At 65.9% G+C, this 24,671-nt stretch carries 23 protein-coding genes; 12 read left to right on the top strand and 11 right to left on the bottom strand.

What is annotated here, in order from left to right; translation table 11 throughout:
* Positions 1–22 precede the first annotated feature (22 nt).
* Entirely contained in the window at positions 23–1,315 is a 1,293-nt protein-coding gene (locus P5705_RS15335; RefSeq protein WP_277461686.1) for a phenylacetate--CoA ligase family protein, read from the top strand.
* Positions 1,312–2,226 carry a GNAT family N-acetyltransferase gene (locus P5705_RS15330; protein WP_277461685.1) on the top strand — a complete coding sequence of 305 codons (915 nt, stop codon included), beginning with the start codon at positions 1,312–1,314 and terminating at the stop codon, positions 2,224–2,226. Before P5705_RS15335 ends, P5705_RS15330 begins: the two co-directional genes overlap by 4 nt.
* A 247-nt stretch (positions 2,227–2,473) precedes the next feature.
* Here the strand turns inward: P5705_RS15330 and P5705_RS15325 are convergent, their stop codons facing one another.
* The 9 genes from P5705_RS15325 to exaC all read right to left on the bottom strand — a co-directional run bounded on the left by P5705_RS15325 (position 2,474) and on the right by exaC (position 11,693).
* The gene (locus P5705_RS15325; RefSeq protein WP_277461684.1) at positions 2,474–3,172 is read right to left on the bottom strand and encodes a LexA family transcriptional regulator; all 699 of its coding nucleotides are present in this window, start codon (positions 3,170–3,172) and stop codon (positions 2,474–2,476) included.
* Between the two features lie 160 nt (positions 3,173–3,332).
* The gene (ppa, locus tag P5705_RS15320; protein WP_277461683.1) at positions 3,333–3,860 is read right to left on the bottom strand and encodes an inorganic diphosphatase; all 528 of its coding nucleotides are present in this window, start codon (positions 3,858–3,860) and stop codon (positions 3,333–3,335) included.
* 93 nt (positions 3,861–3,953) lie between these two features.
* Positions 3,954–4,769 (bottom strand): zinc-dependent peptidase, encoded by an 816-nt coding sequence (locus tag P5705_RS15315; protein ID WP_277461682.1) that lies wholly within the window; start codon positions 4,767–4,769, stop codon positions 3,954–3,956.
* A gap of 7 nt (positions 4,770–4,776) precedes the next feature.
* Positions 4,777–5,424 (bottom strand): DedA family protein, encoded by a 648-nt coding sequence (locus P5705_RS15310; protein WP_011532001.1) that lies wholly within the window; start codon positions 5,422–5,424, stop codon positions 4,777–4,779.
* A 260-nt stretch (positions 5,425–5,684) separates the two neighbouring features.
* Positions 5,685–6,143 (bottom strand): GNAT family N-acetyltransferase, encoded by a 459-nt coding sequence (locus P5705_RS15305; protein WP_011532002.1) that lies wholly within the window; start codon positions 6,141–6,143, stop codon positions 5,685–5,687.
* A 108-nt stretch (positions 6,144–6,251) separates the two neighbouring features.
* Positions 6,252–7,070: an ethanolamine ammonia-lyase subunit EutC gene (gene eutC, locus P5705_RS15300; protein WP_277461680.1), complete on the bottom strand. Its 819-nt coding sequence runs from the start codon at positions 7,068–7,070 to the stop codon at positions 6,252–6,254.
* 8 nt (positions 7,071–7,078) lie between these two features.
* Complete coding sequence (locus P5705_RS15295; RefSeq protein WP_277461679.1) at positions 7,079–8,473, bottom strand: ethanolamine ammonia-lyase subunit EutB; 1,395 nt, start codon at positions 8,471–8,473, stop codon at positions 7,079–7,081.
* A 49-nt stretch (positions 8,474–8,522) separates the two neighbouring features.
* The gene (gene eat / locus P5705_RS15290; protein WP_011532005.1) at positions 8,523–9,971 is read right to left on the bottom strand and encodes an ethanolamine permease; all 1,449 of its coding nucleotides are present in this window, start codon (positions 9,969–9,971) and stop codon (positions 8,523–8,525) included.
* A 201-nt stretch (positions 9,972–10,172) separates the two neighbouring features.
* Entirely contained in the window at positions 10,173–11,693 is a 1,521-nt protein-coding gene (exaC, locus tag P5705_RS15285) for an acetaldehyde dehydrogenase ExaC (protein WP_277461677.1), read from the bottom strand.
* Positions 11,694–11,960: 267 nt separating this feature from the next.
* Here exaC and P5705_RS15280 point away from each other — a divergent pair, with 267 nt between their 5' ends.
* The 5 genes from P5705_RS15280 (at position 11,961) to P5705_RS15260 (ending at position 18,015) form a co-directional block, all read left to right on the top strand.
* On the top strand, positions 11,961–13,937 hold the full coding sequence (locus tag P5705_RS15280) for a sigma-54-dependent Fis family transcriptional regulator (RefSeq protein ID WP_277461676.1): 1,977 nt from the start codon (positions 11,961–11,963) through the stop codon (positions 13,935–13,937).
* A gap of 66 nt (positions 13,938–14,003) precedes the next feature.
* Entirely contained in the window at positions 14,004–15,353 is a 1,350-nt protein-coding gene (gene mpl / locus P5705_RS15275) for a UDP-N-acetylmuramate:L-alanyl-gamma-D-glutamyl-meso-diaminopimelate ligase (protein ID WP_277461675.1), read from the top strand.
* Positions 15,350–15,979 carry a flavin prenyltransferase UbiX gene (gene ubiX / locus P5705_RS15270; protein WP_277461673.1) on the top strand — a complete coding sequence of 210 codons (630 nt, stop codon included), beginning with the start codon at positions 15,350–15,352 and terminating at the stop codon, positions 15,977–15,979. The genes mpl and ubiX overlap by 4 nt, the downstream gene beginning before the upstream one ends.
* Positions 15,976–16,263 carry a YceK/YidQ family lipoprotein gene (locus P5705_RS15265; RefSeq protein WP_277461671.1) on the top strand — a complete coding sequence of 96 codons (288 nt, stop codon included), beginning with the start codon at positions 15,976–15,978 and terminating at the stop codon, positions 16,261–16,263. The genes ubiX and P5705_RS15265 overlap by 4 nt, the downstream gene beginning before the upstream one ends.
* Positions 16,264–16,350: 87 nt before the next feature.
* A complete protein-coding gene (locus tag P5705_RS15260) occupies positions 16,351–18,015 on the top strand; it encodes a ShlB/FhaC/HecB family hemolysin secretion/activation protein (protein ID WP_277461669.1) in 1,665 nt (554 codons plus the stop codon).
* A gap of 168 nt (positions 18,016–18,183) precedes the next feature.
* Here P5705_RS15260 and P5705_RS15255 read toward each other — a convergent pair whose 3' ends face one another.
* Both P5705_RS15255 and P5705_RS15250 read right to left on the bottom strand, forming a co-directional pair.
* Positions 18,184–18,591: a response regulator gene (locus P5705_RS15255; protein ID WP_277461666.1), complete on the bottom strand. Its 408-nt coding sequence runs from the start codon at positions 18,589–18,591 to the stop codon at positions 18,184–18,186.
* Positions 18,592–18,632: 41 nt separating this feature from the next.
* Positions 18,633–18,815 carry a Flp family type IVb pilin gene (locus P5705_RS15250; RefSeq protein WP_011532013.1) on the bottom strand — a complete coding sequence of 61 codons (183 nt, stop codon included), beginning with the start codon at positions 18,813–18,815 and terminating at the stop codon, positions 18,633–18,635.
* 287 nt (positions 18,816–19,102) lie between these two features.
* Between P5705_RS15250 and cpaB the strand changes: the two genes are divergently transcribed.
* Genes cpaB through P5705_RS15225 form a run of 5 tightly spaced genes read left to right on the top strand, consistent with a single transcriptional unit; the run spans position 19,103 to position 24,670 of the window.
* On the top strand, positions 19,103–20,053 hold the full coding sequence (cpaB, locus tag P5705_RS15245) for a Flp pilus assembly protein CpaB (protein WP_277461665.1): 951 nt from the start codon (positions 19,103–19,105) through the stop codon (positions 20,051–20,053).
* Between the two features lie 18 nt (positions 20,054–20,071).
* A complete protein-coding gene (locus P5705_RS15240) occupies positions 20,072–21,352 on the top strand; it encodes a type II and III secretion system protein family protein (RefSeq protein ID WP_431196951.1) in 1,281 nt (426 codons plus the stop codon).
* The gene (locus P5705_RS15235; RefSeq protein WP_277461663.1) at positions 21,349–22,539 is read left to right on the top strand and encodes a pilus assembly protein; all 1,191 of its coding nucleotides are present in this window, start codon (positions 21,349–21,351) and stop codon (positions 22,537–22,539) included. Before P5705_RS15240 ends, P5705_RS15235 begins: the two co-directional genes overlap by 4 nt.
* A complete protein-coding gene (locus P5705_RS15230) occupies positions 22,536–23,792 on the top strand; it encodes a CpaF family protein (protein ID WP_248918511.1) in 1,257 nt (418 codons plus the stop codon). Before P5705_RS15235 ends, P5705_RS15230 begins: the two co-directional genes overlap by 4 nt.
* Positions 23,789–24,670 carry a type II secretion system F family protein gene (locus P5705_RS15225; protein WP_277461774.1) on the top strand — a complete coding sequence of 294 codons (882 nt, stop codon included), beginning with the start codon at positions 23,789–23,791 and terminating at the stop codon, positions 24,668–24,670. Before P5705_RS15230 ends, P5705_RS15225 begins: the two co-directional genes overlap by 4 nt.
* Position 24,671: the final 1 nt, after the last annotated feature.

Genomic DNA, 24,671 nt, shown 5'->3' with positions numbered 1-24,671 from the left:
TGCCTGTAGAGGAGGCAGCAATATGGATTACCACAGCAAATGCTCGCTCGCACTGGCATGGCTTGTCGATCATGCTCGAGCTCATTCCCCTTACTACGCCCGACTGTATCGGGAGCTCCCGAAAGCGGGCTGGGCACTGGCCGACCTGCCGATGGTCGACCCCCACCAGTATTGGGCACGCGGGGCGGTGCTCGAAGGCTGGCCTGTTCTGACGGGGCCGGTCACGGACGCGATCGTCTACAAGACCGGTGGCACGACCGGCGCGGCCAAGCACTCGGTCTACACCCAGGCGGAATGGGATCGGTTCGTCACGACGTTCGGGCGCAGTCTTTGCGCCTGGCTCGAGCCTGGGGATCGCGTGGCCAATCTGTTCTTCGCGGGTGACCTGTACGCCAGCTTCCTGTTCATTCAAGGGGCGCTGGCCAAGGCTCAGGTGCCGATCTGCGTGTTCCCCTTCACCGGGACGGTCGATCCGCAGGCGCTGGCGACGCAGGTCGGGCAGCACGGGATCAACGTTCTGGCGGGCGTGCCGGGAAAACTCCTGCACGCCATCGCCAGTCTTGAACAGGACGGCATCCAGCTGCCAGGGGTCAGGACCGTCCTGTATGGCGGGGAAAGCGTGTTTGCCGAACAGCGCGCGTTGTTCAAGGCGGTGCTGCCCAACGCCAAAGTGGTATCGATCGGCTGTGCCAGCGTGGACGCGGGCCTGATCGGCGCCAGCACGGTCGACTGTGCACCGGGTGAGCATCGTGTCTTCGAGCCTGACACCCTCGTCGAGATTGTCGATGAAGCCTCGGGCGAGCCAATCCATGAGGCCAACCGTACCGGCCTGTTACTGGTGACCAACCTGACGCGCTCGTTGATGCCCGTCATTCGCTACCCCGTCGGTGACCTGGCGCAATGGACCGAAGCACCAGGGAGCGCCAGCCGCAAGTTCACGCTCGCAGGGCGCAGCAGCCTCGGTCACCGGGTAAGGGTCGGTTATGCAACGCTCTTCCCGGACGAACTGGCGGTGGCTATCGAGGCGCGCCTTGGGCAATGCCAGTGGCAGTTGGTGATCGACCGGAAGAACGGCACCGACTTCATCGTGCTTCGTATTGCCCACCCTGGCGACGACGGAAGCGCCGAGGCATTGCTGCAGTCTCTGCAAGCAGGGGACGCTGCTGTGCTTGAGCTCATGGAGAAGGGGACGCTGGTGCTGTCGGTCGGTTGGTGCCAACCCTCGGATCTGGTGACGAATCAGCGAACTGGCAAGCTGCTGCGTGTTGTCGACCGACGCGACTATCAGCGCCCTCCTGATGAGGTCGGCCAATGACGATCATTCGTGGGTTCGAGGAGCGTGATGCGGCGCAGGTCAGCGCGTTGTTCTACAGGGTCTATGGCGAGGACTATTTCTACCCGGAGATCTATCTGCCCTCCGTCATCTGCCACCACAACCGGACGCAGCGCTGGCAATCCGTGGTCGCGCTGCAGGGGGATCGTATCGTCGGCCATGCCTCATTGTGGCGTTCTTCGGCTGATGAACGCTGCGCCGAGCTGGCAATGATCGTCGTCGATCCCCAGGTGAGGGGGCAAGGCATCGCTACCCGGCTGGGCCAGGACCTGTGTGGGCGAGCCCGTCAGCAGCACCTGGCGGTGCTGACGATCAAGATGGTCGCCAGCCACGTGTGGACACAGCGATTGGGGCTCGCACTGGGGTTCCAGGCAACGGGGCTGTTGCTGGATTACGTCGAGTCGCCGTTCAGCCATCCCGCGCGCGAAACAGCCATTCTGGGTGTTCTGCCGCTGCAGGCGCACCCTATACCGCTTTGCGCGATGCCTGGCGGCCAGCCAGCATGGATCGCTCCGCTGATCGAGCGCTTCGGGGCCGTTGCGGCCCGCGCCACGAGGGATTGTGGCGTGCCCCCGAAAATCACCGTGCAAGACGATCGCATGGATTTGATCATCGAGTGTGCAACCTATCCCTCGATCATCGAAGCCTCCCGCTTGCCATCGGCCCGGATGACGCATCTCTGGTTGAAGATGGATGCCAACCTGGCAATGGCGCTGTCGGCGTTTCATCAGGCAGGTTATGTCGACACGGGGCTTGCACTGGGGCCCGAGCGGCAATGGTACTGGTTGTTGCAGCGCGGTTTTTCCGGTCGCCAGATGCAGCTTCACTGCCCGACGGCGCGTGCGTTGCTTTCTGGCGTGACACAGGAGGCGCGCCACGCCGAAGCAAGCTGAGTGGCGTGAAGAGCAGGCATTAAAAAGCCGGCTTGTGGCCGGCTTCTCGGGGACGGTCTTGGCTCATTTTTGATGGGCCGCGATCGCCTTAAACGGATGGCAACATGGCCTGAAAAAGATGGCGGACGGCTGTGTGAGGCGTCGCCAGGCCCTCTGGAATGCGGCTTGCACCATCAGGGGGCATGATGTGCGGCGTAGCATACTAGGGCTCGGGGCCCATGCCCAGCAAAAAATGGCGCGAAGTGTTTCAGCCTGGGCGGGCGGGGCGCAGGCACGACCACCAGAATACCCAGCCGAGGATCTCCAGGCGCTGTGCCCGGCGTTGGTACGCGGTATAGCGCTCGGTCGGGTGGTTGAGGCGGTCATGGCTGTGTAGGCACAGGGTACCGTGGCGGCCAAGGGTGAGCTGGTGCACGCGCAGCTTGCCATTGTGCAGCAGTGCATAGCATTCGCCCTCGACGACACGGGTGAAGCTGCGGTCGACGGCCAGCAAAGTGCCTTGTGGCAGGTAGGGGGCCATGTTGCTTGCCGGCATGCCGATGCAGAACGCGTGTTGCATGGCCACGCGGACGCAGTCGAGCGCTTCCCTGGGGATTGGCTGATGAAGGCCCGGCACGGCCGCCAGGCCACTTTCGTGGGGGCGATACAGGGGCAGTGGCACACGCTCCGTGCCCAACGCCAGCAATGGCGCGGGTGGTTCCTCGCGGAGCCTGGGCGGGCAGGGTGGCGTGAACGGGCCCGGGTGTTTTGGACCTTCGCCGCTACGCAGCCAGCCGGGGTGCACGCAGAACAACCCGGCGATTTCCTCGATTCGCGCCTGGGGCACGCCGCGCTTGAGCCAGTTATTGACGTGCTGGGGGGTGACCTTGCGTTGGGCGGCAAAGTCCGAAGGGGTCAGGTCGCACTCCTGCAGGAGAGCTTTGAGGCGGTCGCCGGAAGTGTTCATGGGGGCGAGTCTATCGCCCTGATAAATATGTGGAAATAAACCTGATGTCGAAGGGATCTGTAGGGTAAATCTCGATTTGCAGGAGATTGCCTAAGACCTTGTAGGGTATTTCTTGCAGACACAAAAAAGCCCTGCCGAAGCAGGGCTTTTTCCGTCAGCCTCAGCCTTTGTAGGCAGCAACCGACTTGGTGATCGCGGCACGGGCGGCGTCGGCGCCTTGCCAGCCTTCGATCTTGACCCACTTGCCCTTCTCGAGATCCTTGTAGTTCGCGAAGAAGTGCTCGATCTGCTGGATCAGCAGGGCCGGCAGGTCGGTGTATTCCTTCACGTCGACGTACAGCTGGCTCAGCTTGTCGTGAGGCACGGCGATGACTTTGGCGTCGCCGCCGCCGTCGTCGGTCATGTTCAGCACGCCGACCGGACGGGCACGGATCACCGAGCCTGGGGCGACTGGGTACGGGGTGACGACCAGCACGTCCAGCGGATCACCGTCGTCGGCCAGGGTGTTGGGGATGAAACCGTAGTTGGCCGGGTAGAACATCGGGGTGGCCATGAAACGGTCGACGAACAGGGTGTCGCTGTCCTTGTCGATTTCGTACTTGATCGGCGCGTGGTTGGCCGGGATCTCGATAGCGACGTAGATGTCGTTCGGCAGGTCTTTGCCGGCTGGAATCTTGCTGTAGCTCATTGGGCAATGCCCCCGTGTTTGATCAAAAAAGTGGCGGCGATTATAGGCACATTCCCACAGTGGGTGCCACGCCCGGCCAGATGTGAGGGGCGATCAGGCGTGGTGCTCACGGTAATCCGGGTGTTCGGCCTGCAGCCGGGCCAGGCGCGTCAGTGGGTCCTGGCGGTAGAACAGCGCCAACTGCTGGTAGACCGCCGGAAAGGCCTGGTGCAGCAGGTCGGGGGCGCTGAAGAAGTACTCGCTGGTGACGGCGAAGAACTCTGCCGGGTTTTCCGCGGCGTAGGGGTCGATGGCGGTCTGCGTGTCAGGGTTCTGGTCGAGCTGGCGGTTCATGCCGTCGTAGGCCTGCTGCATGGCCAGGGCCCAGTCTTCCACGCGCATGCCGTTGTGCAGCGGTGGCAGGCCATTGGCGTCGCCGTTGAGCATGTCGAGCTTGTGCGCCAGTTCGTGGATGACCAGGTTGTAGGCTTCCCAGCCTCCGCTGGCCAGTACCCCGGGCCAGGCCAGGATCACCGGCCCCTGTTGCCAGGCTTCGCCGCTGTGCTCGGCGTCCCACACGTGTTCCACGCCACTGGCGTCGCGATGGCGCTGGGGGCTGAGAAAGTCGTCGGGGTAGAGGATGATCTCGTGGAAGCCCTGGTACCAGTTCAGCTCGCCCAGGTGCAGCAGCGGCAATTGAGCCTGGGCGGCGAGGAACAGGCGCTGCTCGTCGTCCAGTTCGACGCCGGGCAGGGTGGTCAGGTGCTTGTCGTGCAGGAACAGCACGCAGGCCTCACGCAGCCAGCGGTCTTCCTCGTCGCTGATGCCATCGAGCAGGGGCAGGCGATCGCGGATCACCTGCCATAGCTGATCGTCGACCGGGTAGCGGGCCAGGGTGCGGCGCCGCCGCCAGGCGCTGAACGACCACATGCCGCGGTCAGTGGGCCTTGGCCGCGCGGCTGAAGCGGCCGCGCAGCAGGCCGAGGATCATCGGCACCAGCGACAGGACGATGATGCCGACCACCATCAGCGACAGGTGCTGCTTGATGAATGGCACGTTGCCGAAGAAGTAGCCCAACGTGACTAGGCCACCGACCCACAGCAACGAGCCGGCCACGCTGAAGGCCAGGAAGCGCGGGTAGTGCATGTGGGCGATGCCGGCGACGAACGGCGCGAAGGTGCGCAGGATCGGCAGGAAGCGCGCCAGGGTGACGGTCTTGCCGCCATGGCGTGCATAGAATTCGTGGGTACGTTGCAGGTAGTCCTGGCGGAAGATCTTCGACCTGGGGTTGCGGAACAGGCGTTCGCCCGCGGTGCGCCCGATCACGTAGTTGGTGCTGTCGCCCAGTATGGCTGCCGCCATCAGCAGGCCGGCCAGCAGCACTGGGTCCATGCCGCCGCCCGCGGCCACGGCGCCGGCGATGAACAGCAGCGAGTCGCCCGGCAGGAAGGGCATCACCACCAGGCCGGTTTCGCAGAAGATCACGGTGAAGAGGATGGCGTAGATCCATGGACCGTAGTTGGTGACCAGCAGGTCGAGGTAGGCATCGAGATGCAGGATGAGGTCCAGCGGGTTGAAGTCCATGTACAGCACCTGTGTTCTTGACCCGCTTCTACGGGCGCGCGATGACGGAGAGCGTTCTGGGCGTGGAGGATTTACCTGCGGAAGGTAACTTTTCACACATGACAGACAGGGGATTATACGGCGAAGTCGCGGTTATGCCCGGAGAGTTTGTAGCGGGGGGTTACCGTGTAGGAGCGGCTTCAGCCGCGATGCAGGCAACGCGGTCTTGGCGGGCGATTGCGGCTGAAGCCGCTCCTACAGGGCCGAGGTGAGGCAGGGTTTCAGTCCTGGCTGATCGGCAGGATGTAGTTGTCGAACTCGGTGTCCTTGCGAAAGCCCATGGATTCGTAGGTCTTCCTCGCCACCTCGTTGTCGCTGCTGGTGGCCACGCGCATGCGCACGGCGTTGGTTTCCTTGGCCATCTTCTTGGCTTCGCGCATCAGGTGGTCGGCCACCAGCATGCGCCGCGAGTCTTCGGCCACGTAGATGTCGTTGAGGATCCACACGCGCTTGAGTGATAGCGACGAGTAGCTCGGATAGAGCTGGCAAAAACCCAGCAGACGGTCGTCGGCGTCATCCGGCAGGGCCAGGTAGATGATCGATTCGCTGCGCATGAGGCGTTTTTGCAGGAACTTGCGCGAGCTGTCCGGGTAAGGCAATTGCCCATAGAACTCACGGTACTTCACGAACAGCGGAGTGAGCAGGTCGAGGTGCTCGAGGGTTGCCTTGATGATGCGCATGTGCGGGCCTCTGAGTCCATGTGGGGGTACGGCGGATTGCCAGCTGCGTCAGATCGCATGCTGCCTAATGCAGGGTAGAAGCGCAATCCGCCTTCCATGACAAGTTTCTTACCCTTCTCTGAGTAGGAAATTTCCGCTTTTGGTGCCTGCGTTATCGCTGTCGATGCTATGGACCTCTGCTTCGTCCTTGAGGTTCACCCCCGAAAGCTGGCGCCGACAGGCTTCCCGCATCAAGTACAGCAGGCGATGGGCGGCCATGCCATAGCTCAGGCCTTCCAGGCGCACGTTGGAGATGCAGTTGCGGTAGGCGTCGGTGAGGCCGACCTTGGGCGCGTAGGTGAAGTACAGCCCGAGGCTGTCGGGGGAGCTCAGGCCCGGGCGTTCGCCGATCAGCATCACGGTCATGCGCGCGCCCAGCAGTTCGCCCACTTCGTCGGCCACCGCCACGCGGCCCTGCTCCACCAGCACCACCGGGGCGCTGCTCCAGCCGTCGGCGGCGGCCTGTTCCTCGAAGCGGTTCAGGAAGGGCAGCGTGTGGCGGTGCACGGCCAGGGCGGAGAGCCCGTCGGCGACGACGATGGCCAGGTCCACCCCGCCCGGGTTGGCCTGGGCATGTTCGCGCAGGCGCTGGGCGGAGTCCTCGTGCAGGCGCCGGCCCAGGTCGGGGCGTTGCAGGTACTGGTGGCGGTCGCTGGCGGCGCTGTGCAGCAGCAGGCTGTCGCGGCCGCGCTCGCTGAGCTGCTGGCGCAGGCCGGCGTGGTCGAAGGGCAGGTGCACGGCGTCGCGGGCCTGGGCGTGGGCGTACTGGAAGTCCAGCTGGGCGCCGGTGGGCAGGCTGATGCCGGTGCGCCCCAGGGCGATGCGCGCGGGGGTGAGGTTGCGCAGCGCCAGCCAGGGGTTGTCCGGGGTGGGGGTATGTCGATCCATGGTCACCTCTAGGCCAGGTGCGTCAGTGCGTGGCGGAAGGCCGGTGGCAGGTTGTCGCCGAAGCGCACGCGGCCATCGGCCTGGGTGAAGATGCCGGTGCGCTCGAGCCAGGCCTCGAATTCCGGCCCGGGCTTCAGGCCCAGGGTCTGGCGGGCGTAGAGCGCGTCGTGGAACGAAGTGGTCTGGTAGTTGAGCATGATGTCGTCGGAGCCGGGGATGCCCATGATGAAGTTGATCCCGGCCACGCCCAGCAGGGTCAGCAGGGTGTCCATGTCGTCCTGGTCGGCTTCGGCGTGGTTGGTGTAGCAGATGTCGCAGCCCATCGGCACGCCCAGCAGCTTGCCGCAGAAGTGGTCCTCGAGGCCGGCGCGGATGATCTGCTTGCCGTTGTACAGGTATTCCGGGCCAATGAAGCCGACCACGGTGTTGACCAGGAACGGCTTGAAGTGGCGGGCCACGGCGTAGGCGCGGGTTTCGCAGGTTTGCTGGTCGACGCCGTGGTGGGCGTTGGCCGACAGGGCGCTGCCCTGGCCGGTCTCGAAGTACATCAGGTTCTGCCCGACCGTGCCGCGCTTGAGCGACAGGCCGGCCTCGTAGCCTTCCCGCAGCACGTTGAGGTTGATGCCGAAGCTGGCGTTGGCGGCCTCGGTGCCGGCGATGGACTGGAACACCAGGTCCAGCGGCACGCCGCGGTTGATCGCCTCGATCGAGGTGGTGACGTGGGTGAGCACGCAGGCCTGGGTGGGAATGTCGTAGCGCTGGATGATGGCGTCGAGCATCTCCAGCAGCGCGCAGATCGAGGCGATGCTGTCGGTGGCCGGGTTGATGCCGATCATGGCGTCGCCGTTGCCGTAGAGCAGGCCATCGAGAATGCTGGCGGCAATGCCGGCCGGTTCGTCGGTGGGGTGGTTGGGCTGCAGGCGGGTCGACAGGCGGCCGCGCAGGCCCATGGTGCCGCGGAACTTCGTGACCACGCGGATCTTCTGCGCCACCAGCACCAAGTCCTGCACGCGCATGATCTTCGATACCGCCGCCGCCATTTCCGGCGTCAGGCCCGGCGCCAGGGCGCGCAGGCTGTGTTCGTCGGCCTGCTCGCCCAGCAGCCAGTCGCGCAGGCCGCCGACGGTCAGGTGGCTGACCGGGGCGAAGGCCTGCTTGTCGTGGGTGTCGATGATCAGCCGGGTGACTTCGTCCTGCTCGTAGGGGATCAGCGCTTCGTTGAGGAAGTGCGTGAGCGGGATGTCGGCCAGGGCCATCTGCGCCGCGACCCGCTCGCCATCGTTGCTGGCGGCGACGCCCGCCAGGTAGTCGCCCGAGCGCGCCGGGCTGGCCTTGGCCATCACCTCTTTGAGGCTGTCGAAACGGTAGATCTGCTGACCTACCGTGTGAACGAAACGTGCCATACAGAATCTCCAGGGCGCCGCAGGGCTGGCCTGCGGCGTGGGTCGGCGCTCAGTGCAGGGCCTCTTCGGCCTGCTGGATCGCGGCGAATTCCTCTTCGGGCGTGCCGGCCACCAGGTGGTGGCGGCTATAGAAAGCAAAGTAGGCAATCAATACGGCATAGATCAAGGCGGCGCCGATCACCACCCGCGGATCGACCAGGAAGCCGGCGACCACGGCGATGCAGGCCAGCACCAGGGCCACGCCCGAGGTGAAGATGCCACCTGGGGTGCGGTAGGGGCGCTCCATTTTCGGCCGGCGGATGCGCAGGGTGATGTGCGCGGCCATCATCAGCACATAGGACAGCGTGGCGCCGAACACCGCCACCAGGATCAGCAGGTCGCCCTGGCCGGTCAGCGACAGGGCGAAACCGATGATCCCCGGGATCACCAGGGCCAGCACCGGCGCCTTGCTCTTGTTGGTTTCCGACAGCTTGCGCGGCAGGTAGCCGGCACGGGAAAGGGCGAAGATCTGCCGCGAATAGGCGTAGATGATCGAGAAGAAGCTGGCGATCAGGCCGGCCAGGCCGACCAGGTTGACGAAGCCCCCCATCCAGGTGGAGCCGCCGTAGGCTTTGGCCAGCGCCTCGACCAGCGGGTTGCCCGAGGCCTTGAGTGCGTCGGCGCCGGCGCCGCCAGGGCCGACCACCAGGATCAGCAGGGCGAAGGCGAGCAGCACCAGCATCGCGCCGATCAGGCCGCGGGGCAGGTCGCGCTTGGGGTTCTTGGTTTCTTCGGCGGCCAGTGGCACGCCCTCGACGGCGAGGAAGAACCAGATCGCGTAGGGGATCGCCGCCCACACGCCGACATAGCCGAACGGCAGGAAGCTGCTTGCACCCACGGCGTCGGTCTTGGCAATGTCGAACAGGTTGGCTGCATCGAAATGGGGCACCATGCCGATCAGGAACACCGCCAGGGCGATGGCGGCGATGGCGGTGATGATGAACATCAGTTTCAGCGCCTCGCCCACCCCGAAGATGTGGATGCCGATGAACACGATGTAGAACGCCAGGTAGATCATCCAGCCGCCGATGCCGAACAGCGACTGGCAGTAGGCGCCGATGAACACGGCGATGGCCGCGGGGGCGATGGCGTACTCGATGAGGATCGCCGTGCCGGTGAGGAAGCCGCCCCAGGGGCCGAAGGCGCTGCGGGCGAAGCCGTAGCCACCGCCGGCGGTGGGGATCATCGACGACAGCTCCGCCAGGGAGAAGCACATGCACAGGTACATGGTGGCCATCAGCAGGGTGGCGAGGAACATGCCGCCCCAGCCGCCCTGGGCCAGGCCGAAGTTCCAGCCGGCGTAGTCGCCGGAGATCACGTAGGCCACGCCCAGGCCCACCAGCAGGACCCAGCCGGCGGCGCCTTTCTTCAGTTCACGTTGCTGGAAATAGTCCGAGCCGACTTTTTCGAAGTCGACGGAAGAGCTCGCCGGCGCGCCGGCGGAGTGATCGCTTGGCATAGGGTTCACCTGTTGTTTTTCTTAGGTTGCCGGAGGGACTGCCGGCCCTTGGTGATTTTTACTGCAGGAAGCGAGCCAGAGCCTTTGGGGCCGCTTTGCGGCCCTTTCGCGGCACAAGGCCGCTCCTACACGGTATCGCGTTGCTTCTGTAGGAGCGGCCTTGTGCCGCGAAAGGGCTGCGCAGCAGCCCCTGGGGCCTGTTTAGAAGAAGCCCAGTGGGTTGATGTCGTAGCTCACCAGCAGGTTCTTGGTCTGCTGGTAGTGGTCGAGCATCATCTTGTGGGTTTCACGACCAACGCCGGACTTCTTGTAGCCACCGAACGCGGCATGGGCCGGGTACAGGTGGTAGCAGTTGGTCCATACGCGGCCGGCCTTGATGCCGCGGCCCATGCGATAGGCGCGATTGATGTCGCGGGTCCACACACCGGCGCCGAGGCCGAACTCGGTGTCGTTGGCGATGGCCAGGGCCTCGGCTTCGTCCTTGAAGGTGGTGACGCTGACCACCGGGCCGAAGATTTCTTCCTGGAACACGCGCATGCGGTTGTTGCCCTTGAGCAGGGTCGGCTGGATGTAATAGCCGCTGGCCAACGAGCCTTCCAGTTTTTCCACCTTGCCGCCGGTCAGCAGCTCGGCGCCTTCTTCCTGGGCAATCTTGAGGTACGACTGGATCTTCTCGAACTGCTGCTGCGAGGCCTGGGCACCGACCATGGTGTCGGTGTCCAGCGGGTCGCCGCGCTTGATCTGCAGCACCTTCTTCATCACCACTTCCATGAACTGCGGGTAGATCGACTCCTGTACCAGCGCCCGCGACGGGCAGGTGCACACCTCGCCTTGGTTGAAGAACGCCAGCACCATGCCTTCGGCGGCCTTGTCGATGAACGCAGGCTCGGCCTGCATGATGTCCTCGAAGTACACGTTGGGCGACTTGCCGCCCAGTTCGACGGTGGATGGGATGATGTTCTCGGCGGCGCATTTCATGATGTGCGAGCCGACCGGGGTGGAGCCGGTGAACGCGATCTTGGCGATGCGCTTGCTGGTGGCCAGGGCCTCGCCGGCCTCGCGGCCGAAGCCTTGCACCACGTTGAGCACGCCCTTGGGCAGCAGGTCGCCGATCAGTTCCAGCAGCACGGTGATGCCCAGCGGGGTCTGCTCGGCGGGCTTGAGCACCACGCAGTTGCCGGCGGCCAGGGCTGGGGCGAGCTTCCAGGCGGCCATCAGCAGCGGGAAGTTCCACGGGATGATCTGGCCGACCACGCCCAGCGGTTCATGGATGTGGTAGGCCACGGTGTTTTCGTTGATCTCGGCGGCGCCACCTTCCTGGGCGCGGATGCAGCCGGCGAAGTAGCGGAAGTGATCGACCGCCAGGGGGATGTCGGCGTTGAGGGTTTCGCGGATCGGCTTGCCGTTGTCCCAGGTTTCGGTGATGGCCAGCACTTCGAGGTGCTGCTCGATGCGGTCGGCGATGCGCAGCAAGACGTTGGAGCGGTCCTGCACCGAGGTGCGGCCCCAGGCGTCGGCGGCGGCATGGGCGGCGTCGAGGGCCTTGTCGATGTCTTCGGCGGTGGAGCGGGGGAACTCGGCGATCGGCTGGCCGTTCACCGGTGAGGTGTTGGTGAAGTACTCACCCTTTACCGGAGGAACGAACTCACCACCGATGTAGTTGCCGTAGCGGCTCTTGAAGGAAACCTTCGCGCCCTCGGTACCGGGATGTGCGTAACGCATGGTGTGTCTCCTGGTCGTTGTGATTGTTTGCGGAGTTACCAAGCGTAGAGCAAAGGTTGGGCCAGTGCCGTGGAGCCTTTGCAAATCAGTGACTTGGGTCAGTGTTCGGGGCTGGATGGCGATGCCTTGTGCCAGGCCTGGCACGGGGCGGGTGACACTTTGTGCCGTTTCCGGGGCGCTCATGACCTGGTGGTCAGCGCGGCATTGCAATGCGTTCGCGCCTGGAGGATGCTGGCGGGACGACCGATCTGCGGAGAACAACAACACATGCAGAGCAACTCGTTCAGCCGCCATGCCCAGCAGGTGCTCACCATTGCCCGCGGGCAGGCCAGCGGGCCGGGCAGCGACCCGTCCATCGCCCGTTCCTGGCTGCGCTGCCTGGAGGATTACCACCTCGACCCCGCACGCGCCCAGGCGCCCGTCGTGCTTGAACACGGCCGCCTGCTGGAGAGCCGCGAGCGCCTGCAGCAGGTGCTGCAGATCGCCGACAACGAGATGAACAGCCTGCACCAGCAACTGTCCGGCGCCGGCCATGCCGTGCTGCTCACCGACGCCCGTGGCGTCATCCTCAACTGCGTCACCACGCCCAGCGAGCGGCGCATCTTCGAGCGCGCCGGGCTGTGGCTGGGCGCCGACTGGAGCGAGGCCCGCGAGGGCACCAACGGCATCGGCACCTGCCTGGTCGAGCGCCAGGCCCTGACCATCCACCAGGACGAACACTTTCGCGGCCGGCACACGGGCCTGACCTGTTCGGCCAGCCCGGTGTTCGACCCCCACGGTGAATTGCTGGCGGTGCTCGACGTCTCGTCGGCGCGGCCGGACGTGTCACGGCAGAGCCAGTTCCACACCATGGCCCTGGTCAACCTCTCGGCGAAGATGATCGAGAGCTGCTATTTCCTGCGCCACTTCGAACAGCAATGGTTGCTGCGCTTCCACCTGCAGGCCGAGTCGGTCGGGCTGTTCAGCGAAGGCCTGCTTGCGTTCGATGGCGACGGACAGATCTGCGCGGCCAACCAGAGCGCGCTGAACCTGTTGGGCAGCATCCGTGGCGGCGTGCTGGGCAAATCGGTGGAAACCTTCTTTGCCTGCCGTCATGACGAGCTGTTCAGCCGCGCCACGCCGCAAGGCAGCACCGTCTGGCCGCTGCATACCCGTGATGGCCGGCAGGTGTTCGCCAGCCTGCGTGGCCAGGCGCGCACGCCGGCCTGGTCGGTGCCGGTGGCGTCGGCCCAGGCCAGCGAGCCCGGCATCTGCCTGCTCGACCCGGCCCTGCAGAACGATTTTCGCCGTGCCGTGCGCGTCTTCGAGCGCGACGTACCCCTGCTGCTGCGCGGCGAGACCGGGTGCGGCAAGGAGGCCTTCGCCCAGGCTGTGCACCAGGCAAGTGCCCGTCGGCACAAGCCGTTCGTGGCGATCAACTGCGCCTCGATTCCGGAAAGCCTGATCGAGAGCGAGCTGTTTGGTTATCGAGGTGGCAGTTTCACGGGTGCGCGCAAGGAGGGCATGCGCGGCAAGCTGCTGCAGGCCGACGGCGGCACCCTGTTGCTCGATGAGATCGGCGACATGCCGCTGGCCTTGCAGACCCGCCTGCTGCGGGTGCTTGAAGAGCGCCAGGTGGTACCGATCGGCGGCGAGCCACAGGCGGTGGATGTGCGGATCATCAGTGCCACCCACCGTGACCTGCTGGAGCGGGTGGAGCAGGGCGGTTTCCGTGAGGACCTCTATTACCGCCTCAATGGCCTGGAGGTGGCGTTGCCGGCGCTGCGTGAGCGCAGCGACAAGGGGCAGTTGCTCGACTTCCTGCTGGCGCAGGAGGCCGAGGGCCAGGCGATCGGCCTCGAGCCCATCGCCCGCCAGGCGCTGCTGGACTTCACCTGGCCGGGTAACGTGCGGCAGATGCGCAATGTGCTGCGGACCTTGGTCGCGTTGTGCGAAGGCCCGCATATCGATTTTTTGGATCTCCCCGCAATCGTCCAAAATGGCGTGCCCTCTGTAGGAGCGGCCTTGCGCCGCGAAAGGGCCGCAGCGCGGCCCCAGGATTCCACCAGCGCTGCTGATCCAGTCGGGGCTGCTTTGCAGCCCATTCGCGGCACAAGGCCGCTCCTACACGCCGAGCGCGATGCATTGCTTGCGGTACTGGAGGCAAACCGCTGGCACCTGACCCATGTCGCCGAGCACCTGGGCATCAGCCGCAACACCCTCTATCGAAAACTGCGCAAGCACGGCATCGCCCGGGCCGGCTGAGCGAAACAGCGGGTGCGATTTCCCTCGCCGTGGGCTACCCTGCCTCGACGTTTTGCGAGGTCGACCATGCACATTCACATTCTCGGTATTTGCGGCACTTTCATGGGTTCGCTGGCCGTGCTGGCCAAGGAACTTGGCCACCGCGTCACCGGCTCCGACGCCAATGTCTACCCCCCGATGAGCACCCAGCTCGAAGCCCAGGGCATCGAGCTCACCCAAGGCTATGACCCGGCCCAGCTGGAGCCGGCACCGGACCTGGTGGTGATCGGCAACGCCATGTCGCGGGGCAACCCGGCGGTGGAACACGTGCTGAACAAGGGCCTGCCCTATGTGTCCGGCCCGCAGTGGCTGGCCGACCACGTGCTGCAGGGGCGCTGGGTGCTGGCAGTGGCCGGTACCCACGGCAAGACCACCACCAGCAGCATGCTGGCCTGGGTCCTGGAGCATGCCGGCATGAGCCCGGGCTTTCTGATCGGCGGCGTGCCGCAGAACTTCTCGGTGTCGGCGCGCCTGGGTGGCACGCCGTTCTTCGTGGTCGAGGCTGACGAATACGACAGCGCCTTCTTCGACAAGCGCTCGAAGTTCGTGCACTACCACCCACGCACCGCGATTCTCAACAACCTTGAGTTCGATCACGCGGACATCTTCCCGGACCTGGCGTCCATCGAGCGGCAGTTCCACCACCTCGTGCGAACCATCCCGAGCGAAGGCCTGGTCATCCACCCGACCACCGAGCAGGCGCTGGAGCGGGTGATCGGCATGGGCTGCTGGACCCCGGTGCAGACCACCGGCGTTGGTGGCCAGTGGCAGGCGCGGCTGCTCAGCCCCGACGGTTCGCGCTTCGAGGTGCTGTTCGAGGGCGAGGCGCAAGGTGTGGTGGACTGGGCCCTGACTGGCCAGCACAACGTTGCCAACGCCCTGGCCACCCTGGCCGCCGCCCGCCACGTGGGCGTGGCCCCGGCCATGGGCATCGAAGGCCTGAGCGCGTTCAAGAGCGTCAAGCGGCGCATGGAGAAGGTCGCCGAAGTCCAAGGCGTGACCATCTATGACGACTTCGCCCACCACCCGACTGCCATCGCCACCACCCTCGACGGCCTGCGCAAGCGCGTGGGCGAGGCGCCAGTGATCGCGGTGATCGAGCCACGCTCCAATTCCATGAAGCTCGGCGCCCACCGCGATGGCCTGCCGGAAAGCGTCAACGATGCCGACCAGGTCATCTGGTACGCGCCGTCCAACCTGGGCTGGGACCTGGCCGCTACCGCCGCCCAGTGCAAGGTCCCCAGCGTGGTGGCCGACAGCCTCGAGGCGATCATCGACCGGGTCAAGGGCCAGGCCCGCCCGGGCACCCACGTGGTGATCATGAGCAACGGCGGCTTCGGCGGCCTGCACGGCAAGCTGGCCGAGGCCCTAAAGTGAGCGGGCCGGAGCGCATCACCCTGGCCATGACCGGGGCGTCGGGGGCGCAGTACGGCCTGCGCCTGCTCGATTGCCTGGTGCGTGAGGACCGCGAGGTGCACTTCCTCGTCTCCAAGGCCGCGCAACTGGTGATGGCCACCGAGACCGACGTGGTGCTGCCGGCCAAGCCCCAGGCGATGCAAGCCTTCCTCACCGAATATACCGGGGCCGCCGACGGGCAGATCCGCGTGTATGGCAAGGAGGACTGGATGTCACCCGTGGCCTCGGGCTCCGGCGCGCCGGCGGCGATGGTGGTGGTGCCATGCTCCACCGGCACGTTGTCGGCCATCGCCAGCGGTGCCTGCAACAACCTGATCGAGCGCGCCGCAGACGTGACGTTGAAGGAGCGTCGGCAGTTGATCCTGGTACCGCGCGAGGCGCCATTTTCGACCATCCACCTGGAGAACATGCTCAAGCTGTCGCAGATGGGCGCGGTGATCCTGCCGGCGGCACCGGGCTTCTACCACCAGCCGCAGACCATCGACGACCTGGTCGACTTCGTCGTTGCGCGCATTCTCAACCTGCTGAACATTCCCCAGGACATGCTGCCGCGCTGGGGCGAGCACCACCACGGGGTCGACGATTGAGGCGGGCGTTACTGGGCTTGCTGGTGCTGATGCAAGTGGGGGGCTGCGCCACCGTGCGTACCCTGGACGCCAACAAACCCGGGGCACCGGTGGTGTACGCCGGCACGCGGCTGGACCTGTACGTGATGAACGGCGGCTGTTGCCCCGAAGACCGTTTCGGGGCTGTGGCGCCGGCCTACCCGGGGCTGGACCTGCCCGCTAGCGCGTTGCTGGACACGTTGTTGCTGCCCCTGTCATTGCTTACTGCGGCGGGGGTGGGCTTCAACGCCACGGGCGGGCTTTGACCCTTCGGGGGGCTGCACCTACGCTGATTCTCAAGTGCGCCGCATGCCTGCACGGGGCGGTGGCCTTCTGGATCACGGAGTGTCCGCATGCGCCTGATGCTGTTGACGATGCTGGCGTTGTCCTGGGGGGCCAGCGTTCGCGCCGAGCCCCTGCCCAGTTACCTCGATGGCAATGAAACCGAAAACCGTCTGCCCACGGCGAACCTGCCGGTCGATGCCTACCGTCCGGGGGAGCCCTTCGTACAGGTGGTGACGCCCGACACCCTTCGCCAGCAACCCTTGGCGATGGACTCCCAGGTGCAGGTGCGCAAGGTGCGTTTCGAGGGCGGTACCGTTTATGCGTTGAGCGAATTGCGCGATCACTACCAGCCCATCATCGGCCAGACGCTCAGCCTGGCGGAGCTGAGCGAACTTACCCAACGCCTTACCCGGCGCTACCGGCAGGACGGCTACCTGCTTTCCTACGCCTATCTGCCTCCACAGGACTTCGCCGACGGCCGAGTGCAAGTGGTCCTGGTCGAGGGCCATGTACACGACTATCGGATCGAGGGTGAGATCGGCCCGGCGCGCGCCTACCTGGTCAGGCTGCTGGAACGCCTCAAGGCTGAACGCCCGCTGACCCGGCAGACCCTCGACCGCTATGTCAGCCTGATGGGGCGTATACCGGGTGCGACCTTGCAGGCCAGGGTCGAAGCCGCTGCCGCCGATGATGGCGCCGCCCGGCTGGTCGTCCAGATATCGCGCAGGCGCTTTGGCGGCAACGTCATCGTGAACGATGGCAGCCGCGCTGACCCGCAGGCCTTGGTCAGTGTCGCCAGCAACGCCCAGACCCGCCATGCCGAGCTGGTGCGCGCCAGTGTGCTGGTGCCGCCCGGCGGTGACGACGCGCATTACGCCCGCCTCGACTACAGCCAGTTCATCGATGACCAAGGGTTGCAGTTGCAACTCTCGGCTTCGCGCTACCGCAGCGAGCCACGCACGCGCGTGCGGCTGGACGATGGCACCGACCTGCATCAGCAGCGTGACAGCGACCGTTATGCGATCGGTCTCGGCCAGCCGCTGATCGCTGCGCCCGACGAGTGGCTGGAGGTGGTGGGGCGCTTCTACGTGGTCAAGGACCGGGTCGACTATCAGGGCGCGGCGCAGCAGGCGCACACCGCCACCGATGTTCGAGCGTTGTCCTTCGAAGGCGACTGGCGCAAGGTCGAGGGCGGGCGCCTGCGGATTCTCGGTGCGGGGGTATACCAGGGCATGGACTACCTTGGGGCGCGCAGCAATGCCGGTTATGACCTGGACTTCTTGCGCCTGCGGTTGTCCGGCCTGCAGAGCGACGATTTCACCGAGCACTGGCAGGGCGTGGCGTCAGCCGCCTTGTACTGGAGCGGCGACAACCTGCCTGATAGCGAGCGGGTGCTGTTCGGTGGCCAGGGCTTCGGTCGGGGTTACCCCCGTGATCAGGCGAGCGGCGACAAGGGTTGGGGAGTGGCCTACGAGGTCAACTACAGCTTCCGGCGCGGTGGCGAATGGTTGAAGGTGGTGCAGCCCTACGTCGTGGTTGATGCCGCCAGGACCTGGTTCAACGAAGTGGACGTGCGCGAGGCGAAACTGGCGTCCGCCGCGCTGGGGCTGCGCTTGGGGGATAGGCGCGATTTCAACATCGCCGTGGAGCTTGCCAAGCCGCTGGCGGATATCGCCCTGGACAGTCTCGATCGGCGGCCCAGGTTTACGCTGAGTTTCAGTTTCCAGCTATGAGGGGGCCGCACTGGTCCGCGATCCCTGTAGGAGCGGCCTTGTGCCGCGAAAGGGTTGCGTAGCAGCCCCAGGATTTCGGCCTTGGGCAGAACCGCCGGGGCCGCTTTGCGGCCCTTTCGCGGCGCAAGGCCGCTCCTACAGGGGCATGGGTAAATCCTGAACACCTTGCTAGTTCACCGCTTGCAACAGCGGCTTGGGGAACAGGTTCTCCAGGGTTTCCAGCAAGCGTGCATGGTAGATGGGCTTACGGAACAGGTCGAGCACTTGCAGGCGCAGCAGGTCGCTGACGTCGTTCATGTCGGCATGCCCGGACATCACGATCACCGGCAGGTGCTGGCGGGCGGTGTGGTCGCGCAGGCGCTGGATCAGACCAATGCCGCTCTCCTCGGGCATACGCAGGTCGGTGATGACCAGTGCCACGTCCGGGTGGCGGGTGAGTTGTTGCAGGGCGGCCTTCACGGAGCTGGCGGTGTGGCAGGCGAAGCCTTCGTTTTCCAACAACTCGGCCAGTTCCAGCAGGGCGTGCTCGTCGTCGTCCACCAAGAGAATCTGCTCACGCAATGCAGAGGTCGGCATGCTCGGCTCCCGGGCTGTCGGTCAGACGTCCTGGCCTGCGATCACTGGGTGATGGCGGTCTTGATGCTGGTCATGATGGCGCTGACTTCGGTGCCGATGGGCGTGACGAAGCCCGCCAGCACCACCGCGACCATGGCGGCGATCACCGCGTACTCGATACCGGAGGCGCCATCCTTGCGCTGGAGGAAGTGCTTGCAGTGAAGAAGGATCAGTTGCAGCAGCATGGCATGTCTCCTTGCGCTCGTATGGCGCCGGTCGCGGGGCTTGAAAAGTGACACCCCTTTGCCATCACAGAATCGTCAAGCCATGGCCGACTGCAAATGTAAGAAAGCATTAATCCAAAAGTATTGATCGCAATCGGCGAGGCTAAGTTTCTGTTTTGCCTGTGCGTCAATTTCATGGCTCGAAAAACGCCGACCAGTTAATGGCGAATTGGCAGGGCTCGGCTACCGTGCAATAGCGAAATAATTACTTTTTGCCAGCATCGATCACGGGCGCAGGGAGGGCGGGAATGAGCAGTCGCTTGACCATGATCCTGGCTGGCCTGTTCCTCCTCGCGGCGTTGCTGGCGGGGTACTGGGGGCTGCGCCTGAGCCGCCCGCCCGAGCCGCCGGCACCCTTGGTGCCGGCCGCCGATGCCCTGCCAGCGCCGATTCCTGCCTCCGTTCCCGCGCAACCGCCCGAACCGCCACGCTCGCCTATCGTGGTGCTGCGCAAGGCGGTGCCGGCCAATGTGCCGCTGACCGAGGACGACGTGCTGGTCGAGCGCCTGCAGGTGGTGCCTGCGGGCGCGTTCCAGCAGCTTGACCAGGTGCTCGGGCGCAGCAGCGCGCGGCCGTTGGCGGCCGGCAGTTGGCTCGATGAGTCGAGTTTCCAGGCCGGAGGCCCGTTGGCGCGGATGATCCGTGCCAACGAGCGTGCCGTCGCGGTGGCGGTGGATGACGTGAGTGGCGCCGCTGGGCAGCTGCGGCCAGGGGATTTCGTCGATGTGCTGTTGTTCCTGCGCGAGGAGAACAACAACCCGCAGTCTTCGGCGCAGGTGGTGCTGCCGGCCCTGCGCGTGCTCAGCGTCGACCAGCAGACCGGCCTGGCCAACGATGGTCGCCCGGCACAGACCGCCGAAGAACAGAGGGCCCGCCGCGACCAGCAGGCCCTGAACAGCAACGCCACCCGCACCGTCGGCCTGGCTGTGCCCGAGGCCCTGGCCAGCCGCCTGATGCTCGCCGCCCAGGCCGGCACGTTGCGCCTGGCCGTGCGCAGCGCCGACGAGCAATTGCTTGCGCGCTACTGGTCCGGCGAAGACGCCAGCCCCCAGCTGGCCGCGGCCAACCGCGACCTCTACCGCTTCAGCCAGCTGTCCCAGGTGCCGCTGGCCAACCCGGCCGCCGCCGCGGGGGGCGCACCCGGCATGCAGGTCATTCGTGGCGCCCAGGCGGCCAACGACCTGAACAAGACCCCCTGACCAGGCAAGGATGCAGCTATGCGTAGTTCCGTGCAGGTTTCCAAATGGTTGTGCCTGGTTGTGCCACTGATGCTGCTGATGCCGCAGGCGCTGGCGACGGGCAAGGGTTGTGCGGCGTTCGACCAGATGCCCACGGTGATCGAGATGGACCAGGGCCTGCAGCAGGAACTGCGCCTGCCCGTGGCCATCACCCGGGTGGCGGTGGGCGAGCCGAAGGTGGCCGATGTCCAGGCCAGTGGCGAACGCGCCGTGCTGCTGACCGGGGTGGGGCAGGGCAACACCAGCCTGATGCTGTGGACCGACTGCGCGCCGAAGCCGCATCGGGCCATGGTGTTCATCAAGGGCCGGGCCAGCGCCGACATGGCCGAGGTGGAATCGCCCGCTACCGAGCAGGCACCGCAGCCGACCCAGGTGCAGGCCGATATCCGCTTCGTCGAGGTACGCCGGCTCAAGTACAAGGAGGCCGGGGCCAAGTTGTTCTTCAAAGGCTCCAACAACAGCCTGTTCGGCTCGCCCGGCACGGTGCCCAACACCGTGGTGCGGCCCGGTTATGTGCCGGGCATCCAGACCGGCAGCAACCCGGTGACCTACGCCGACGTGCGCCCCGGCATCCCCCTCGACAACGATGTCTTCAACATCGTCTGGGGCGGCGGCAGCAGCCGCTTCCTGGCGATGATCAACGCCCTGGAGAACAGCGGCTTCGCCTACACCCTGGCGCGCCCCAGCCTGACCGTGCTCAGCGGCCTGACCGCCAGCTTCCTGGCCGGCGGCGAGATCCCCATCCCGGTGCCCAGCAGTGGCAGCGACAACGTCTCGATCGAGTACAAGGAGTTCGGCGTGCGCCTGGCGCTGACCCCCACGGTGGTCAGCGGCAACCGCATCAACCTGAAGGTGGCGCCGGAGGTCAGCGAGCTGGACTACAACAATGCGGTGGTGATCGCCGGCACCCGGGTACCGGGCCTGAGCGTGCGCCGCACCGACACCAGCATCACCCTCGCCGATGGCGAGAGCTTCATCATCAGCGGCCTGATCACCAGCAACGTGCGTTCGGGCGTGGACAAGATGCCCGGGCTGGGCAACCTGCCGATCATCGGCGCGTTCTTTCGCCAGACGGCGCTCAACCGCGAAGAGACCGAGCTGCTGATGATCGTCACCCCGCACCTGGTCCAGCCGCTGGCGGTCAATGCCAAGCTGCCGGAGCTGCCGGGCGAAGGGCTGCGCACCTACGACCCCAGCTGGGGCCACCTGTTCTTCATGGAAAACGGCAGCTTCGATGGCCGTGGCGGGTTGTCGCGATGAACGAGAGCCTGAACCAGACCTACCTCGCGCTGACCCGCAACGAGGATGACCTGCACTGGCTGCAAGGCGCGCTGGCGCCCTTGGGCCAGGTGATCGGTGCCAGCAACGGCAGCCTCGACGAGCTGTTGGCGCTGGTCGACATGACCTTCAGCAACCTGGTGTTCATCGGCCTGGACCGTGAGCAGTTGGTCAGCCAGTGCGCGCTGATCGAGGGCATGCTGGAGGCCAAGCCGATGCTGGCCATCGTTGCCCTGGGCGATGGCATGGACAACCAGCTGGTGTTGCATGCCATGCGCGCCGGTGCCCGCGACTTCGTCGCCTACGGCTCGCGCGCCAGTGAGGTGGCCGGGCTGGTACGGCGCCTGGGCAAGCGCCTGCCCGCGGTGGCCAGCAACCCCAGCCTGGGGGGCTTGACCGTGCTCTACGGGGCGCAGCGCAGCGCCGATGGCGCGCTGCTGACCACCCACCTGGCGCGGGTGGTGCAGGACAGCGGCCAGCAGACGCTCTTGCTCGACCTCGGTTTGCCCCGCGCGGACAGCCTGGCACTGCTGGGACTGGAGGCGTCGTTTCACTTCGGTGATTCGCTGCGCCACCTGCGCCGGCTCGACGCGACCTTGATCGACAGCGCCTTCACCCGTGACAAGGGCGGGCTGCGCATCCTCGCCTACGCCGACAGCGACGACGCCCTCGAGCAGACCAGCGCCGCCGAGCTGTACATGCTGCTCAGCGCCCTGCGCCAGCATTTCCAGCACATCGTGGTCAACCTCACCGGGCAGGCCGACAGCGAAGCCTTGCGTACCATCGTCAGCCACTGCGACAAGCTGATCTTCTACACCGACCAGAACATCCTCGACTGCCGGCGCAACCTGGAGGTGCTCGAGCAATGGCGGGACCGGGGCATCAAGCTGGAGCACGCCAGCCTGCTGGTCGATCGCTTCCTGCGCCATGTGGCGCCGGACGCCGAGACCCTGGCCAAGCGCTACGGGCTGCCGCTGCTCAAGGTCATGCCCTACAGCCCGGAGGTGCGCCTCAACGCCAAGAACCAGGGGCTGAGCCTGTTCGAACTGGCCCCGCGGGAAAGCCTGACCCAGGCCCTGCGCGGGCTCGGCGAACGCCTGGCGCAGCGCTCCGAGAACCTGGCCGCGCCCAGCCATCCATGGCTGCGTCGCCTATGGGGTAGCCGATGAGCAGCGAAGAACCCTTTGGCGGGCCACGCCACGCGGCCAGCGACCCGCAGGTGCTCAAGCGCGCGCTGCACCGCCATGTGATCGACGCCATCGAGGACAGTGGCCGCAATCTGCTGGAGGGCGCGCGCCCGGTGCTTTCGCAGTTCGTCCTCGAACAGGTCGGCGACTATGTCGCACGCCTGCGTCTGGCTCTGTCGCGCTATGAGATGGAGCGCCTGGGCGAAGAGATCGTCGACGAGCTGACCGGCTACGGCCCGCTGGAAGTGTTGCTGCGCGACCCGAGCGTCACCGAGATCCTGGTCAACGGGCCGTACCGGGTGTTCGTCGAGCGCGGCGGCTTGCTGCAGCAGACCGACCTGCGCTTCATCGATGCCCACCATGTGGAGCGGGTGATGCAGCGCATCCTCGCGCCGCTGGGGCGGCGCCTGGACGAATCTTCGCCAATGGTCGACGCGCGCATGCCCGACGGTAGTCGGGTCAACGCGATCATTCCCCCGGTGGCGCTGGACGGGCCGTGCCTGTCGATCCGCAAGTTCCGCCAGGACATGCTCAAGAGCGCCGACCTGCTGGCCACCCGGGCCATCGACCAGGCGATCTTCGACTTCCTCGAACGCGCCGTTGGCCGGCGCTGCAACATCCTCGTCAGCGGTGGCACCGGCACCGGCAAGACCACCATGCTCAACATCCTCAGCCAGATGATCGCGCCCCAGGAACGCCTGGTGACCATCGAGGATGTGGCCGAGCTGCAGATGCACCACCCCCATGTGGTACGCCTGGAGACCCGCCCGCCGAACGCCGAGGGCCACGGCGAGATCAAGGCCAGCGAGCTGATCCGCAACGCCCTGCGCATGCGCCCCGACCGGATCATCCTCGGCGAGATCCGCGGCGCCGAAGTGGTCGATGTGCTCACCGCGATGAACACCGGCCACGATGGTTCGATGAGCACCGTGCATGCCAACAGCGCGCAGGACGCCCTGTTGCGGCTCGAGACCTTGGTCGGCCTGACCGGCCGCCAGGTGGCCGAGAAGACTTTGCGGCAGATGATCTGCGCGGCGCTGGACGTGGTGATCCAGCTGACCCGCCTGGCCGATGGCCGGCGTTGCGTGAGCGAGGTGCTCGAAGTGGTCGGGGTGCGTGACGACGTCTACGTCACCAGCACGCTGTTCCGCCTCGACCGGCGCAGTGGTGATGGTTTCCTGCGCGACGCGCCGCACCCCTCGGGGGCCAAGCTGCGCCACGAGGGGATTCTCTGATGGGCCCGCTGTTGCTGGCCCTGTCGCCGTTGTGCCTGGGCATGGCGCTGTTGATGTTTCGCCTGGGCCTGCACAAACGGGGCGAGGAACGCATCCTCCTGCGCCTGGGGCGAGCCTACCGCGCGGTGCGCCTGGGCAGTGCCCGGCGCGACTGGCTCGACCCGCTGCTGCAACGCGCGGGCCTGGCCCATGGTGAATTCTCCCCACGCAGCGGGTTGTTGGCCTGGGTGGGGCTGACCTTGCTGGCGGCGCTGGCCGCGGGCTGGGTGGCGGCGCTGATGGCGCTGGTCGGCCTGCCCCTGCTGGGCTACTTCTACCTGAGCTGGCGCTGCCGGCGCCAGCTGCGGCAGATCATCGAGCAACTGCCGGGCCTGCTCGACTACAGCGTGCGCAGCCTCAAGGCCGGGCGCACGCTCAGCGACGCGGTGCTCGGCGGCATCGAGGCCACCCGCGAGCCGCTGCGCTCGGCGATGCTGCGGGTGCGCCGCAACGTGCAACTGGGTGTGCCACTGGACGATGCGGTCAGCGAACTGGCCGAGCTTTACGGCCAGGATGAGTTGCGGATGTTCGCCCTGGGCCTGCGCATCAACCAGCGCCATGGCGGCAATGCCAGCGAGCTGATGGAGAACCTGATCAAGCTGATCCGCGAGCACGAGCAGGGCGACCGCCAACTGCGGGCGATGACCGGCGAGACGCGCATCACCGCGTGGATCCTCGGCGCTTTGCCCTTGGGCATGGTTGGCTACTTCCTGTTTGCCAACCCCGGTTACCTGATGGCCATGTGGCGCGACAGCCACGGGCAGATGATGCTGCTGTTCGCCTTTGCCCTGCAGGCCGTCGGTTGCCTGGTGCTGTGGCGCATGATGAGGAGCCTCTGAC

This window comes from Pseudomonas entomophila (assembly GCF_029478665.1).
GTDB lineage: Bacteria > Pseudomonadota > Gammaproteobacteria > Pseudomonadales > Pseudomonadaceae > Aquipseudomonas > Aquipseudomonas entomophila_F.
Note: the sequence above shows the minus strand (reverse complement) of the source record. Positions and strands in the feature narration are given on the sequence as shown.

Excerpts from the sequence above, each read along its gene's own strand:
- P5705_RS15250 (WP_011532013.1), bottom strand. The coding sequence starts at position 18,815 with ATGCTGCTGCAACTGATCCTTCTTCACTGCAAGCACTTCCTCCAGCGC.
- P5705_RS15315 (WP_277461682.1), bottom strand. The coding sequence starts at position 4,769 with ATGTGGTCGTTCAGCGCCTGGCGGCGGCGCCGCACCCTGGCCCGCTAC.
- cpaB (WP_277461665.1), top strand. The coding sequence starts at position 19,103 with ATGAGCAGTCGCTTGACCATGATCCTGGCTGGCCTGTTCCTCCTCGCG.
- eutC (WP_277461680.1), bottom strand. The coding sequence starts at position 7,070 with ATGGATCGACATACCCCCACCCCGGACAACCCCTGGCTGGCGCTGCGC.
- ppa (WP_277461683.1), bottom strand. The coding sequence starts at position 3,860 with ATGAGCTACAGCAAGATTCCAGCCGGCAAAGACCTGCCGAACGACATC.
- P5705_RS15295 (WP_277461679.1), bottom strand. The coding sequence starts at position 8,473 with ATGGCACGTTTCGTTCACACGGTAGGTCAGCAGATCTACCGTTTCGAC.
- exaC (WP_277461677.1), bottom strand. The coding sequence starts at position 11,693 with ATGCGTTACGCACATCCCGGTACCGAGGGCGCGAAGGTTTCCTTCAAG.
- P5705_RS15280 (WP_277461676.1), top strand. The coding sequence starts at position 11,961 with ATGCAGAGCAACTCGTTCAGCCGCCATGCCCAGCAGGTGCTCACCATT.
- mpl (WP_277461675.1), top strand. The coding sequence starts at position 14,004 with ATGCACATTCACATTCTCGGTATTTGCGGCACTTTCATGGGTTCGCTG.
- P5705_RS15310 (WP_011532001.1), bottom strand. The coding sequence starts at position 5,424 with ATGGACTTCAACCCGCTGGACCTCATCCTGCATCTCGATGCCTACCTC.
- P5705_RS15325 (WP_277461684.1), bottom strand. The coding sequence starts at position 3,172 with ATGAACACTTCCGGCGACCGCCTCAAAGCTCTCCTGCAGGAGTGCGAC.
- P5705_RS15305 (WP_011532002.1), bottom strand. The coding sequence starts at position 6,143 with ATGCGCATCATCAAGGCAACCCTCGAGCACCTCGACCTGCTCACTCCG.
- P5705_RS15240 (WP_431196951.1), top strand. The coding sequence starts at position 20,072 with ATGCGTAGTTCCGTGCAGGTTTCCAAATGGTTGTGCCTGGTTGTGCCA.
- eat (WP_011532005.1), bottom strand. The coding sequence starts at position 9,971 with ATGCCAAGCGATCACTCCGCCGGCGCGCCGGCGAGCTCTTCCGTCGAC.
- P5705_RS15230 (WP_248918511.1), top strand. The coding sequence starts at position 22,536 with ATGAGCAGCGAAGAACCCTTTGGCGGGCCACGCCACGCGGCCAGCGAC.
- P5705_RS15235 (WP_277461663.1), top strand. The coding sequence starts at position 21,349 with ATGAACGAGAGCCTGAACCAGACCTACCTCGCGCTGACCCGCAACGAG.
- P5705_RS15330 (WP_277461685.1), top strand. The coding sequence starts at position 1,312 with ATGACGATCATTCGTGGGTTCGAGGAGCGTGATGCGGCGCAGGTCAGC.
- P5705_RS15260 (WP_277461669.1), top strand. The coding sequence starts at position 16,351 with ATGCGCCTGATGCTGTTGACGATGCTGGCGTTGTCCTGGGGGGCCAGC.
- P5705_RS15335 (WP_277461686.1), top strand. The coding sequence starts at position 23 with ATGGATTACCACAGCAAATGCTCGCTCGCACTGGCATGGCTTGTCGAT.
- P5705_RS15255 (WP_277461666.1), bottom strand. The coding sequence starts at position 18,591 with ATGCCGACCTCTGCATTGCGTGAGCAGATTCTCTTGGTGGACGACGAC.